Here is a 12,825-nt window from a genome sequence, read left to right on the forward strand (position 1 = left end):
TTTGGGACAAATGTCCCGTTTTATTTTAAAGGCTGTCCTTAATTTCGCAGCCAGTCAAATATACAAACTGAAATGCTTCGCCATGTAAAAGTGATCGCGTTTGACGCGGACGACACCCTTTGGGTCAACGAACCTTATTTCCAGGAAATAGAACAGCAGTTCTGCGGCCTGCTGGAAGACTACCTGCCCCGGCACAGCGTATCACAGGAGCTGTATAAAACAGAGCTGGCCAACCTGCCCCTGTACGGGTACGGTGTAAAGGCTTTCATGCTGTGCATGATAGAGACCATCCTGCGGGTCACTAACAATACCGCCCCTCCCGAACTGCTGCACAAAGCCATCCAGTGCGGGCAGGAGCTGCTGCAGAAGCCTATCGTGCTGCTGGACGGCGTGGAAACCGTGCTGGAGGCCCTCAAAGGCAAATACCGCCTGGTAGTGGCCACCAAAGGCGACCTGCTGGACCAGGAACGCAAGCTGCAAAAGTCAGGGCTGGCGCACTATTTCCACCACATAGAGATCATGAGCGACAAACAGGAGAAGGATTTCCGCAAGCTGATCCGCCACCTGGACTGCCAGCCGGAAGAATTCCTCATGCTGGGCAATTCCCTGCGCTCCGATGTGCTGCCCGTGCTGGCCATCGGCGGACATGCGGTGCATATCCCCTATCACACCACCTGGCAGCATGAGCACGTGGACCATAAGGTAGAACATGAGCGCTTTTACGAGATCAGTACCATTGCCGAAATATTGCCGCATTTGTTATGAAGCAATTATTAGATATGCACACCTGGTCAAGGAAGGATCACTTTCATTTCTTCAGCCGCTTCGAAGAGCCGTTCTTCGGTGTGTGTGTGGACATTGACTGTACCATGGCCTACCAACACGCCAAGGCCATGGATACCTCCTTTTTCCTGTACTACCTGCATGGCTCGCTGGTAGCGGCCAATAATACCCCGCCATTCCGTTACCGCATCCACGACGGCCAGGTATGGATCTATGACCAGGTGAACGCTTCTCCCACCATCAACCGCCCGGATAATACCTTCGGCTTCTCCTATATGGATTACCATGCGGACTACCGCACTTTTGAGGCCGGCGCGCGCGTGGAAATGGAACGGGTGCGCCAAAGCACCGGCCTGGTGCCCGCCGTATCCGGCGAAAACGTGATCCATTACTCTTCCCTGCCCTGGCTCAGCTTTACCGGCCTTTCCCATGCCCGGAGCTTTTCCTTCCCGGATAGCTGCCCCAAAATATCCTTCGGTAAAATAAAGGAGCAGCACGGTAGAAAGATCATGCCCCTATCCGTACATGTGCATCATGCACTTATGGATGGCTACCACGTAGCGCAGTTCGTGCAGGCTTTCCAGGAGCGGATGGATGCGGGCCGGGATAACCTATAGATAACCTATATGTGACCTATATATGAGCTATAGATAAGCTATACCAATATAATATAGATTATCTCTAAGTTATGTAACCGTTCACTCATGATTTTCAGTAAATTACCTCCTGATATTCATTAACCTCAACCACCAAAACCATCTTATGGCAATTCTCGACGACGGCATTCATTTCACCGGCAGTGTTGGCCCCTTATCCGCCTACCGCATGAAGGGATCAGACAAGATCATTTTGCGCAGGAAGGGCGGCGCTTCCAAAGCCCGCATTCAACAAGACCCCTCCTTCCAACGTACCAGGGAGCATAACATGGAATTTTCCGGCCGCGCCAAAGCGGCAAAAGTTATACGGCGGGCCCTGACGCCGGTTAAGCACCTGGCAGACTATAACTTTACGCCCTGGCTGATAGCGCTGTGTGGGAATATCCAGCAGCAGGACCTGCACAGCGAGCGGGGGCAACGGAACATATACCTCTCAAAGCACCGGCACCTGCTGCCCGGCTTTAAACTGAACCAGCGGCACCCGTTTGACAGCGTACTGCGGTACCCGCTGGCATACGCCATGGACCGGGCAACGCCATCCGCGCAGGTAGAAATACCGGCACTCATACCGGGCCTGCACCTGGTATTGCCCTGGACATATCCCTTGTACCGCTTTGTTATCTCCCTGGGACTGGCCGGCGATATGATATATAACGGTAACGGCTACCGGGAGCCGCCACCCGGGCAACCCGGCTTTGCCATACAGCATACAGCCTGGCAGGCGGCAGCACAGCCCTTTGATGGCGCCAACCTGGAACTGCAGCTTTCCACCCCGGCCGGAGCGGATGATACCCTGGTACTATGCGCAGGCATTGAAATGGGTATGCCTGTAACGGATGCCTTCACCCGGCCGGCCAGGCGTGCCGGCGCCGCAGGCATACTGGCCGTGGGCTGATGTAATTGCACACCCTACGCATAATTATTCTGCTGCCCCTTGTTCAACCGGTACAGCAGGTACACGCAGGTACTGTAAATGCCCAGGTCTATCAGCGGGAACAGCCCCCTGTAAAAAGGATCGCCGCTGCAGAAGTGCGCAGTGGAAGCGGAGATCAGCACAATACCAAATCCGGCGTATACCCATTGCCGTACCCGGGCCGGCGTTTGCGGGAACAGCAGCAGCACTGCGCCGATCATCTTCAGCACGTTCAGCTCTATCCTGAAATAATCGGGAAAACCCAACGCCCGGAAAGCTTCTTTCATCGAAAGGGAATAAAACGCGGTGAACAACATAAAGGCGCTCAGGAATATAGTAATGCCGATCGTGATCTTTCTGTTCTTTTCCATGGTGAGTTGTGTTTTTAGTTGAATTTGAAGACGCTTAAAGTAAAGATGGTCACGAACAGGGCGATCTGTATTGCGTGAAACCAGCCGATGTTGGTTTTAATTTTCCCGATACCCGGCAGCCCGGCCAGGTCCGCCTCCTGCCCCAGGCGCTTTTGCAGCAGGGCGCCCTGCCGCCTTCTGACCGCCAGTTCGCTGATGATGATAACCAGCACCAGGGCGAACTTTACCCGGAACCAGGTTTGCTCGCCATATGCGCCCCTGGTAAGCGCCATCATGGATACGCCTGAAATGATCAGCAGCAGCATACCGATACCGGTAAATACCCGGAACCTGGACAGGGCTTCATACACCGCCTGCCCTTTTTGCCGGCTGCCGGAATACTGCGCCCAAAACTGGCGGATCATAATGAAATCCGCCAGGGTAGTACCTGCCATCAGGGTCAGGGCCACAATATGCAGGGTGAGCGCCGTGTGATAGAGTGAGATCGTTGTCATAACTGTAGCATTTATTTAATTTCGGTAACGAAATATTACAACACAAAATAAGACGATTACGAAGTATTTACCAAGTTTTCGAAGTATTTTTTTGTAGTTTTACATCAAAACCGAAACAACTGATTATGAATAAGACGGTTGCACTGGTGGTGGAATGGGGACAATTTGAGCAAAAGCACCCGGACGGGAGCATCGAGGATTTTTGCCGGCACTACCTGGCCCGGCAGGAAGAGAAAAAGCAACAAGGCCCCCTGGTGGGCGGTGTAGTGCCGCCCTTTGCGGATGGGCTGCTGATGAAGATCATCGGCCGCATTTCCAAGCTGAACATGTCCTACGCCAACATGGCCCTGAAGGAAACGAACCTCAACCAGATCGAGGAATTCGGCATGCTCTTCACCATCAAACAGGAAAAGAACCCCAAGAAAACAGAGGTGATCTATGCCAACCTGTTTGAGCTGTCCAGCGGTACGGATATGCTGGCGCGGTTAATAAAAAGGGGCCTGGTCAAAGAATACGACGACCTGGAGGACAAACGCTCCAAAAGACTGGAAATAACGGCCAAAGGCGAAAAGGAGATCGAGACCTGCTATGCGAAGATCCGGAAAGTGGCCGGCATGATGATGCACGAACTGTCAGAAAATGATAAGGAGCTGTGCATACAGCTCCTTAAAAATATCGAAGTAAAATTCTCGGCGCTGTGGCAAAAGCACCGGGGCAAAAAATTCAGCGAAGTGTATAAAGAAGTGGTGGGCCGCTAATATACCTCATTGCTGTTTTGCGGCATCAACGGCGGCGTCAGGGACGAAATGCCATTCACCGTGGCGCCGGCCTGCGACATATTCAACGCCGTTTGCGCAAAAGTGGCCGGGAAGCCCAGCACCGGTACACACAGCGCATCCAGCGAGGCGATCTCTCCCGGGGTGAGCGATACGGACAATGCAGCCAGGTTCTGCTCCAGTTGCTGCATGGTGCGCGCGCCGATGATGGTGGAGGTTACCCCTGCCCTGCTGATCACCCAGGCCAGTGCTACGCCGGCAGGCGTTGTTTCCTTTTCCTTCGCCAGCTCCTGCAACCGGTCTATTACCTGGTATGTGCTTTCAGACAGCCCGTTGATCAGCCCGGAAGCGCTCCGGCCGCTTTGCGCTTCGTCCTTATTCCCGCGGGTATATTTGCCGCTCAGCACCCCTCCTTTCAAAGGCGACCAGGGCATGACGCCCAGACCCAGTTCCTGCGCCATAGGTATCATCTCTCCTTCCACCGTTCTTTCCAGCAGGGAATATTCCAACTGCAGCGCCACAAATGCCGGCCAGCCGCGAAACTGCGCTACCAGTTGCGCCTGCGCTACTTTCCAGGCCGGCACATCGGACACGGCGATGTAGCGTACCTTACCGGCCGACACCAGGTCGTGCAGGGCCGCCATGGTTTCCTCAATAGGCGTATGCGGATCGTAAGCATGCAGCCAGTAAAGGTCTATGTAATCCGTTTGCAGCCGCCGCAGGGAATTTTCCAGTGACTGTATGATGTTCTTCCGGCCGCCCCCACCGGCATTGGGATCGCCGGGGTGCAGGTTGCAAAAGAACTTGGTGGAAATGACCAGTTGGTCTCTTCGTATGCCCGTTGACTTGAGATAGTCGCCGATGATCTTCTCGGAATGCCCTTTGGTGTAGATGTTGGCCGTATCAATAATATTGCCGCCCTGCTCCATGTACTTCGACATAATAGCCGCTGCTTCCGCCGGGGTGGAGCCCCAGCCCCAGTCTTCGCCAAAGGTCATGGCGCCCAGCGCGAGTGGGCTTACGCGCAGGCCGGACCTGCCAAGTGTCCTGTAATCTGTTAATTGCATGGTGGTTAGTTTTTAAGTTCCGGGAACAAAGGTCGGCTGGAAACGGGGCTGCCTGATAACAGGAAAGAAAGGATTACTGTCAAAAATCAAAGAAAAGGAACGCATGGTTTAATCCACCGGCTATTGTACCTTTATCCTTTGAATTGTATAAGCGCAGCATATGACAACCGTGCATACCGAAACCCTCCGGCAGTTTTATGAGCGCACGCGGCAGGAGATGCCCGGCGAGCTGGAGCAGGGAGATCATGTAAGCCATTTCAATGTAAAACGCAGGCTCTGCGCCACCAGGGTTACGCCGTACAACCGGCGGGACTATTACAAGATATGCCTGCACCTGCAGGCGGGCAGGCGGATCAGGGGCATCTACCGGGAGAACGGCAGCGAAACGCCCGTTGACCAGCCCTGTATCATCTACTCCAACCCCGGCATACCCGCTTCCTGGGAATCGTTGACAGACAAGCAGGATGGGTATGTATGCCTGTTCAACAACGCGTTCATCCCCGGCAGCCTGCCGCCGGAGCTGAAATACGGCAGCTCCCTCTTCAACCCGGAAGCGCCTTCCCTGGTATTGCTGGACGACAAGGACGTGGACCGCTTCACCTGGTACTTTACCCGGATGGAAGAACTGCTGGCTGGCGATTATCCCTACAGGTCCGACATGATCCGGCACATCCTGCTGCTGCTCATCCACGAAGGGGTGCGGATATCGCAGGCTTTCACCCGGAGGGCCGTGCCGGGCGCAGACCGCCTGGTGACCAGCTTCCTGGAGCTGCTGGAGCGCCAGTTCCCGGTAGACTCGCCGGAAAACCCGTTCCGCCTCAAAACGCCCTCGCAATACGCTACGCTGCTGAACGTGCATGTGAACCACCTGAATGCCATGGTGAAGAAAAACACCGGCAAAACCACGCGGGAGGTGATACAGGACCGGATGATGGACGAAGCGCGGAAGCTCCTGCTGCATACCTCCTGGGATGCCGCCGAAATTGCCTACAGCCTGGGGTTCGAATACCCTTCGCATTTCACCAAGTTCTTCCGCCAGCGCAGCGGCGTCACACCGGTTGGCTTCCGGCTGCAGCATAAAACGGCGGCAGGGGCATATCTTTGATTTGTATAAGCATTCCTTTGTTCCGGGTATGCGGCTGCAAAGACAGGCAGGCTAACTTTGCGGCGACAAAATTGTTCTTCGCCATGGAATTAGTCAGAAAAGCACCGGCATCCGGTCAAACGCTTCGTGTTATACTTGCATTTGCGCTGCTCCCCCTGTCGGGACTGGCAATGGATGTTTATATTCCCTCGCTGCCCGATATGGCCGCTCACCTGGGCGTAACGCCGGCGGCCATACAGCTCACGCTGCCCATCTTCATTATCAGCTACGGCGTCTGCCAGTTGTTCATCGGCAGCCTGCTGGACAGCTATGGCCGTTATATACCCGGGCTTGTTGCTTTGTTCGGTTTCGGCGTATCCAGCTTTATCATCGCCACCGCCCACCACATCACCCTGATCTACGCCATGCGCATCCTGCAGGGCCTGGCGGTGGCCACCATCGTGGTAGGCAAGCGGGCGTACTTTGTGGATACTTTTTCCGGCACGCAACTGAAGCATTATACCAGCCTCTTTTCCATTATCTGGGCTACTGCGCCCATTGTGGCGCCTTTCCTGGGAGGATTTCTACAGGTGCATTCCGGCTGGCAGGCGAATTTTCATTTCCTGGGGATCTTTGCCATGGTGATGTTCGTGCTGGAGCTGGTGTTCAACCGGGAATCGCTGGTAAGCTACCACCCTTTTCACCTGTCGTCCATTGCCCGCATCTACGGCTCCATGCTGACGGCCCGCGATTTTATAGCCGGTTTGCTGGTGCTGGCCCTTGCCTATGCCATGCTGCTCCTGTACAACATGGCCAGCCCCTTCCTGATAGAGACCCTGCTGCACTATCCCGCTACGGTAACGGGCAACTGCGCGCTGCTGTCGGGCGTAGCCGTGCTCTGCGGCGGACTGCTGTCAAAGGCATTGATCACGCGACCCTTTGCAAAGAAGCTGCGGGTGGCCGCCCTGCTCCAGTTGATCGCCGCTGCCGGCATTGCCTTGTTCACACTATATCACAGCAACCTGTATACGTTGCTGGCTTATGTAGTGGTGCTGCATTTACTGGGGGGCTTTATTTTCAACAATCTTTTTTCCTATTGCCTGATGTTGTTCCCGCAGCATGCCGGGAAGTCCGGCGGGCTTACCGGCGGCGGCTTCGGCATATTCACCTCGATTTTCAGCTATTTCCTGGTGGGCTCCCTGCAGGTTGACAGCCAGGCATTACTGGGGCTGGGGTACGGGGTGCTGGCGGCAGCCACTTTGCTGCTGATCGTGTTTACCAGGTGGAAGCAGGAACATTGATCAGAAGGTATCCTCCAGCACGGTGCTGCCGTCAAGCCGTGCGAATTTCACGGCGTTTACGGCGCCGGTGCCTTCAAAGCGGTAGCTGATGCCCACGATCCTGCTGGCATTGGCGGTAAAGGCGCCGCTCCAGGCTTTCTTGCCGTTCACCCAGATCTGTACCTGCTTGTTGCGGGCCTCGCAGCGTAACTGTACCCATTCATTCATGTTACAGCCAAAGCCGGAGAGATCTGCATGCCTGGCGGTAACTTCCGTACCGGCCACGAACAGGCCCATCTCCGCCACGCATCCGGGAATCCCCAGGGGGATCATAAAGGCGCTGCCGGCGCAGTGGAGCACCAGGGTCACCCGCTGGCACACGGCTGATCCCTGGCTGTAGGCGCTTCTTAGCTCCGTTTCAAAAATAAAGTTGTCATTCATCAGGCCTTTGAAGTCGCCGATATGATGATAGCGGGTAACCGGCGTTTGCGGCTGCAGCCGGATGTTCCTGCTTTCCATGAGGGCCGGGGGCAGGTACAGCATACCGTCATGGATGGTTTCCCCGCGGGAAAAATACACGGGCACCGGCTCCTGCTCTACCGCGGTCAGCCAGCCGTTGGAGGGAATGAGCAGGTCATGCTCCTTCACGATACGGTCCCCTACTATCAACCTGGCCCGGAAGAAGCCGGGATAATAATACATGGACGTATAGGTATGACCGTTAGCCGGCACGCGGAACCGGCGCCGCGGGTCCCAGGACTGTTGGATGAACACGGAATCACTGCCGGCGGCTGCGGCATCATAATGAAAGACCACGGAATTGGGAATGCCGCCGGCCAGCGGCTCGCTGGAGAACCGGAAGCGGCGGGCGTCTACAGCAGCGGCATCCTTCGTGGTGCGCAGGTAGGCCCAGCCCGCCGTTAACAGCAATACCAGCAGGGCCGCCGCGATGTACCAGGCCCGTCTCCACCTGGGGCCGGCGGTTTTACCGGGTATGGCGGGAGTGGTTGTTGCCGGTGGCTGTTTGCCCGCAGCATTCAGGGATGCCGCCTGCTGCTGCCGGAAATCCCGCCATTGCGCGTAGCCGGCAAAGCGCGCCAGCGTATTAAGGGTGGTAGTGGAAGGCAGGTTGCCGTACTTCACTTTTCCCCACACCCTTTTCAACGTGCTTACGCTCAGCACAACCCCGGTTTCCGCCGCAATGCGGTCACTTAAGGCCTCAAAATCCTGCTGCTGCCAGTCATCACTGCCGCCCCAGCCCAACTGCTGCTCGATCAGCGCACAACAGCGACGCAGGAGATCATTGGTATCCATCATTGAAAATCAGCTCTTTACATGCGTGAATGAAATTGAACAGGCTTGCATGCCCCTTGAACAGCCCTCCTTTGGGGCAAATAATACCTTCGGTCCGTTCGCACTTCTAAAATAATATTTTTCACCATCTAAACCCGGTTCTGTATGTACCGCACTTTGTTTATCCTTTTACTGGCCTCTGCTTCCGCCGCCGCACAAACCACTGTACCATTCAGCTCTTCCCGCTGGAAAATTTCCGGGAAGGAAGCGGTACAGGAAACCCACCTGGGACAACCCGCCCTCCGCCTGAAAGAGGCCTCCGCCCTGCTGGAAGACGCGGATTTCCAGGACGGGATCATTGAATTTGACATCGCCCTGGAAAAAGACCGCTATTTCCCCGGCATTGATTTCCGCATGCAGGACGAGCGCAATTTCGAGGAATACTACCTGCGCCCGCACCAGTCCGGCAACCCGGATGCCCAGCAATATACGCCGGTCAACAACCGCCAGGCCGGCTGGCAACTGTATTACGGCCCGGGCTTCAACGGGGCGGTGACCCTGCCCTTTGACCGCTGGCTGCATATTAAAATGCTGGTATCCGGCAGGCAGGCGGAAATATATTTTGATCATGCAGACACGCCGGTGTTATCCGTGTACCCGCTCAAAAGGGAGGTGACCAGCGGTATGATCGCGCTGTCCAACCCCTGGCCGGCCAACGCCTGGTATAGCAATTTCGCCTATACGAAAACCGGTAAGGTGCCGCTGAAGAACAAGCCCGCACCCGCGCCGCCCCTGCCCGCCGGCGCCATTCGTTCCTGGCAGGTGTCTACCCCCTTCCCTGAAAAGCAGGTGAACGACCATCACTGGCTGGGCGTTGCCGACACCGCCGCACTGCAATGGCAGGAGCTGCCCGCTGATGCCACCGGCCTGGCGGATCTTTCACAGGTGGCAGTTGTTTCGGAAAGCGGCAATACCGTGTTTGCCCGCAAGGTGCTCTACGCGGAGCAGGCAGGCATTAAAAAGCTGAGCTTCGGTTTTTCCGACCGGGCACGCGTATACCTCAACGGCCGGCTGTTGTATGCAGGGGCGGATAATTTCATGTCCAGGGATTACCGCTTCCTGGGCACCGTAGGTTATTTTGACGCAGTATACCTGGACCTGCAAAAAGGCCGCAATGAGCTGTGGATAGCCGTTTCAGAAAATTTCGGGGGATGGGGCATCAAGGCGAAGCTGGAATAAGCGGCTGCCGCCAGGCCGTTGACAGCGGCCTGGTTTCAATATTTTCTTCTATATTGGCACTTCATCAATCCCTTTCCCCATGCAAAAAATCGCGGTTCTGCTGCTACTGGTACTCTCCTGCCTGTGCACACCCCTTTCCGCCCAGGAAAACGGGCCGCAGCTCTCCACCACTATCCTGCACCTGGACAGCCTTTTCTGGCAGGCTTACAATACCTGCAACCTGGAAAAGATGGCGGATTACTTCACAGAAGATGTGGAATTCTATCATGACAAGGGTGGGGCCACTTTCGGGTTGCCTGCGCTACTGGCCGCCACAAAGAAAGGGATGTGTAATAGCGACGGCAGTTTCCGGTTAAGAAGGGAGGCGGTTACAGGCAGCGTACAGGTATTCCCGCTGATGAAAAATGATGCGGTATACGGCGCTATACTCAGTGGCGAACACGTATTCTATGTGCTGGAAAAAGGAAAGGCCGAACGGCTGGACGGGAAGGCGGCATTCACTCACCTGTGGCTGCTGCAAAACGGCGCCTGGAAAATGGCGCGGGTGCTGAGCTATGATCATGGTCCCGCCCCGTATATTAACAAAAGACAGGTGGTGACATTACCAGACACCATGCTACAAACCTATGCCGGTACCTACAAAGGCGCTCAAAGCGGTACCGTGCAGATACAGGTGGATAACGGATCACTGACCATGCTGGCCGGGGGCCATCCATTTAAACTGTATGCAGCAAAGGAAGGATTCTTCTTTTCAAAAGAGCGCGATCTCACATTTGAATTTGTTAAAACCGGCCAGGCAGTTACCAGGCTGATCGTGCGGGAACGCGGCGAGATCGCGGAGGAGCTGGTGGCGGAGCGATAAGGGGCCCTCCTCAGGCTATTTACGATTTAAAAACCGCTTTATAGAAGTCCTGACCGGGTCTGCCTTCGTGTGGAAAGGTGATAAATAAAAAAGCACCAATTGTTCATCTACTATGTCTCTTTTAGACAAGCCCAGTTGTGCAAGACGTATTCTGAATGGCGTTAACAAAAGCAGCCGCCACCTGCTTTTATGTTTATTTTTGCGATATAACCTTAAAGCGGTGTCATATTCACGCAGCACCTTTTGAGACGCAATAATCCCTTCCATCAGTTTGTTCCTGTAGTCAATGGTCAGTCTTTCCGCGGGAATGAAATGATCCAGCTTTAATCCTTTTTCATAATATAAAGTATAGCCCCAAAGCAACAACCGCTTACAGTATTCAAAATCATCCCCTGTTGTTAACTTTTCGCCGTTCCTTCCGTTTAGAAGCGAGGGATAGCGGTTATCAAACACCTGCAGGAAGAGTGATTTCCGGGTAACAAGACCTGCACCCAGCACAAAGCCTCTGTGGCTGACATCACCCGACTCCTCTGCGGGCACTCCCACGGCATATTTATCTTTATATTCCTCAAACCATTCGGGATATGCGCCAACATTTGTTACCGGGAAATTTTGCCCTCCTGCCGCACCGATCATTTTATTCCTCGTCATCACCTGCCAGGATAAGTAGACATAATTTTTATCCAGCAGGTTATCATCATCACAAAAGACCAAACAGTTAAATTTCGCTTCTCTTGCGCCCCTTTTCCGGGCATACATCTGGCCTGGCTCAGGCTCGTCCACTATGCTGCACATGGCATTTGCCGGCTGCCGCCGGCTCCATATCTCTTCCGCGCAAGCCACCGTCCCGTCCCTGGAAGCGTTATTCACCAATATGATCTCCCAATAGAAATCGCCAGGAACAACCTGTTCATTCAGACGCGCCAATGTCAATGGTAAGCGGGCCGCGCTGTTATAACAGCAGATAATTACTGTAACGCCTTTGTCATTCGTTGCTGGATGCATTCTTCAGACAACTTTAAGGTACTTAATAATCCCTTTTATCAATACCGGAACGGGTTTATTCAGCGCTGCATAAGTACCTGCATTGGTTGCAATAAATTCAACCAGGTTGAATAGCTTATGCGGGTCGCGGCTCCATTTAGCTTTAACCAGTTTCTTCAACGAACGCCCGGAAAATTCCAGCCGTGGCATTATTGTATGCTGCAGGTATGTTTTCCTTTCCGGGAATACCTGCAGCCAGGAAGCGCCATAACACAGGAACGTGCCATATATAAGGCGCTTCAGGTAGGAGACATTGGCACGGCTTCCCGGTATGATATGCGTAAGCCGCAGGGACGGGGACACGCCTGCTGCATAACCTTCCCTGATACACAGCAATACCATCTGTGTGTCCTCCCCGCTGCTGAGCTTGTTGCCCTTTCTGCCCGGAAGTGAAAGATGTCCCTTTTGTGCCAGTTGCACATATTTTTTCAGCAGGAACGCCTCCGTGCAAAGACCGGTACCAAACGGATAGCAGGATTGCCAGTCCGGCGTACTGGCAAAGGCTATTTCCTGGTCGTTCCTCTGCTGAAAAGCGCCTGATGCAAATTGCCTGATATCGTTGCGTATCCCGTCGATAAAATCCACCGTCACCTTGCCGGGGCCCCAGGCCGCTACCTCCGGGTGCTGCTCGTGCAACGTTCTCAGTTCCTGCAAATAATCCCCTTCTGGTTCATTATCATGATCAAAATAAACAATATACTTTCCTTTGGCGGCTTCAATGGCTGCGATGCGGGCATAGCTTACTCCTTGTTCCGCCACCATAAGGAGTTGCATCCCCGTTATCTGCTCCATATATTCCTGTATATAAGGCCGGCTTTTCAGCGGAACCTCGCTATTATTGTCTACCAGGATCACCTCTGTGGACATACCAGACTTATCCAGCCGCTGTATTGCCGCCAGGCAGCGTTTTAGCAGTCTTTCATCCGGGTTATAGGCGCATACTACCAACGAGTAATCCATATG

Annotated in this window: 14 protein-coding genes; 8 read left to right on the forward strand and 6 right to left on the reverse strand. The window is 54.4% G+C overall.

Annotated elements, in window-relative coordinates:
- Positions 1–72 precede the first annotated feature (72 nt).
- The 3 genes from LX66_RS19935 to LX66_RS19945 all read left to right on the forward strand — a co-directional run bounded on the left by LX66_RS19935 (position 73) and on the right by LX66_RS19945 (position 2,334).
- On the forward strand, positions 73–765 hold the full coding sequence (locus LX66_RS19935) for an HAD family hydrolase (protein ID WP_145716822.1): 693 nt from the start codon (positions 73–75) through the stop codon (positions 763–765).
- Complete coding sequence (locus tag LX66_RS19940) at positions 762–1,400, forward strand: chloramphenicol acetyltransferase (protein WP_145716825.1); 639 nt, start codon at positions 762–764, stop codon at positions 1,398–1,400. The genes LX66_RS19935 and LX66_RS19940 overlap by 4 nt, the downstream gene beginning before the upstream one ends.
- A 145-nt stretch (positions 1,401–1,545) precedes the next feature.
- On the forward strand, positions 1,546–2,334 hold the full coding sequence (locus LX66_RS19945; RefSeq protein WP_145716827.1) for a hypothetical protein: 789 nt from the start codon (positions 1,546–1,548) through the stop codon (positions 2,332–2,334).
- A gap of 14 nt (positions 2,335–2,348) precedes the next feature.
- Here the strand turns inward: LX66_RS19945 and LX66_RS19950 are convergent, their stop codons facing one another.
- Positions 2,349–2,723 carry a DoxX family protein gene (locus LX66_RS19950; RefSeq protein WP_145716829.1) on the reverse strand — a complete coding sequence of 125 codons (375 nt, stop codon included), beginning with the start codon at positions 2,721–2,723 and terminating at the stop codon, positions 2,349–2,351.
- Between the two features lie 14 nt (positions 2,724–2,737).
- On the reverse strand, positions 2,738–3,217 hold the full coding sequence (locus LX66_RS19955; protein WP_145716830.1) for a DUF2269 family protein: 480 nt from the start codon (positions 3,215–3,217) through the stop codon (positions 2,738–2,740).
- A gap of 125 nt (positions 3,218–3,342) precedes the next feature.
- On the opposite strand from LX66_RS19955, the gene LX66_RS19960 reads away from it, so the two are divergent.
- Positions 3,343–3,975, forward strand: a complete 633-nt coding sequence (locus LX66_RS19960) for a MarR family winged helix-turn-helix transcriptional regulator (RefSeq protein WP_145716832.1) — start codon at positions 3,343–3,345, stop codon at positions 3,973–3,975.
- On the opposite strand, the gene LX66_RS19965 is transcribed toward LX66_RS19960, so the two are convergent.
- Positions 3,972–5,060, reverse strand: coding sequence for an aldo/keto reductase (locus LX66_RS19965; RefSeq protein ID WP_145716834.1), 1,089 nt, complete (start codon positions 5,058–5,060; stop codon positions 3,972–3,974). The genes LX66_RS19960 and LX66_RS19965 overlap by 4 nt on opposite strands.
- Before the next feature lie 160 nt (positions 5,061–5,220).
- Here LX66_RS19965 and LX66_RS19970 point away from each other — a divergent pair, with 160 nt between their 5' ends.
- On the forward strand, positions 5,221–6,165 hold the full coding sequence (locus LX66_RS19970) for a helix-turn-helix domain-containing protein (RefSeq protein WP_145716836.1): 945 nt from the start codon (positions 5,221–5,223) through the stop codon (positions 6,163–6,165).
- Between the two features lie 83 nt (positions 6,166–6,248).
- Positions 6,249–7,445, forward strand: a complete 1,197-nt coding sequence (locus tag LX66_RS19975) for an MFS transporter (RefSeq protein WP_145716838.1) — start codon at positions 6,249–6,251, stop codon at positions 7,443–7,445.
- On the opposite strand, the gene LX66_RS19980 is transcribed toward LX66_RS19975, so the two are convergent.
- Positions 7,446–8,741, reverse strand: a complete 1,296-nt coding sequence (locus tag LX66_RS19980; protein ID WP_145716840.1) for a hypothetical protein — start codon at positions 8,739–8,741, stop codon at positions 7,446–7,448.
- Between the two features lie 141 nt (positions 8,742–8,882).
- Here LX66_RS19980 and LX66_RS19985 point away from each other — a divergent pair, with 141 nt between their 5' ends.
- Complete coding sequence (locus LX66_RS19985; protein ID WP_145716841.1) at positions 8,883–9,956, forward strand: hypothetical protein; 1,074 nt, start codon at positions 8,883–8,885, stop codon at positions 9,954–9,956.
- A gap of 79 nt (positions 9,957–10,035) precedes the next feature.
- Positions 10,036–10,818: a nuclear transport factor 2 family protein gene (locus LX66_RS19990; RefSeq protein ID WP_145716843.1), complete on the forward strand. Its 783-nt coding sequence runs from the start codon at positions 10,036–10,038 to the stop codon at positions 10,816–10,818.
- 15 nt (positions 10,819–10,833) lie between these two features.
- Here the strand turns inward: LX66_RS19990 and LX66_RS19995 are convergent, their stop codons facing one another.
- Both LX66_RS19995 and LX66_RS20000 read right to left on the reverse strand, forming a co-directional pair.
- The gene (locus tag LX66_RS19995; RefSeq protein WP_145716845.1) at positions 10,834–11,823 is read right to left on the reverse strand and encodes a glycosyltransferase; all 990 of its coding nucleotides are present in this window, start codon (positions 11,821–11,823) and stop codon (positions 10,834–10,836) included.
- Between the two features lie 3 nt (positions 11,824–11,826).
- Positions 11,827–12,822, reverse strand: coding sequence for a glycosyltransferase (locus LX66_RS20000; protein WP_158642688.1), 996 nt, complete (start codon positions 12,820–12,822; stop codon positions 11,827–11,829).
- Between the last annotated feature and the right edge of the window lie 3 nt (positions 12,823–12,825).

This window comes from Chitinophaga japonensis (genome assembly GCF_007830125.1).
In the GTDB taxonomy this organism is placed as follows: Bacteria; Bacteroidota; Bacteroidia; order Chitinophagales; family Chitinophagaceae; genus Chitinophaga; species Chitinophaga japonensis.

Excerpts from the sequence above, each read along its gene's own strand:
- LX66_RS20000 (WP_158642688.1), bottom strand. The coding sequence starts at position 12,822 with ATGGATTACTCGTTGGTAGTATGCGCCTATAACCCGGATGAAAGACTG.
- LX66_RS19935 (WP_145716822.1), top strand. The coding sequence starts at position 73 with ATGCTTCGCCATGTAAAAGTGATCGCGTTTGACGCGGACGACACCCTT.
- LX66_RS19995 (WP_145716845.1), bottom strand. The coding sequence starts at position 11,823 with ATGCATCCAGCAACGAATGACAAAGGCGTTACAGTAATTATCTGCTGT.
- LX66_RS19985 (WP_145716841.1), top strand. The coding sequence starts at position 8,883 with ATGTACCGCACTTTGTTTATCCTTTTACTGGCCTCTGCTTCCGCCGCC.
- LX66_RS19975 (WP_145716838.1), top strand. The coding sequence starts at position 6,249 with ATGGAATTAGTCAGAAAAGCACCGGCATCCGGTCAAACGCTTCGTGTT.
- LX66_RS19970 (WP_145716836.1), top strand. The coding sequence starts at position 5,221 with ATGACAACCGTGCATACCGAAACCCTCCGGCAGTTTTATGAGCGCACG.
- LX66_RS19940 (WP_145716825.1), top strand. The coding sequence starts at position 762 with ATGAAGCAATTATTAGATATGCACACCTGGTCAAGGAAGGATCACTTT.
- LX66_RS19955 (WP_145716830.1), bottom strand. The coding sequence starts at position 3,217 with ATGACAACGATCTCACTCTATCACACGGCGCTCACCCTGCATATTGTG.
- LX66_RS19945 (WP_145716827.1), top strand. The coding sequence starts at position 1,546 with ATGGCAATTCTCGACGACGGCATTCATTTCACCGGCAGTGTTGGCCCC.
- LX66_RS19990 (WP_145716843.1), top strand. The coding sequence starts at position 10,036 with ATGCAAAAAATCGCGGTTCTGCTGCTACTGGTACTCTCCTGCCTGTGC.
- LX66_RS19960 (WP_145716832.1), top strand. The coding sequence starts at position 3,343 with ATGAATAAGACGGTTGCACTGGTGGTGGAATGGGGACAATTTGAGCAA.
- LX66_RS19950 (WP_145716829.1), bottom strand. The coding sequence starts at position 2,723 with ATGGAAAAGAACAGAAAGATCACGATCGGCATTACTATATTCCTGAGC.
- LX66_RS19965 (WP_145716834.1), bottom strand. The coding sequence starts at position 5,060 with ATGCAATTAACAGATTACAGGACACTTGGCAGGTCCGGCCTGCGCGTA.
- LX66_RS19980 (WP_145716840.1), bottom strand. The coding sequence starts at position 8,741 with ATGATGGATACCAATGATCTCCTGCGTCGCTGTTGTGCGCTGATCGAG.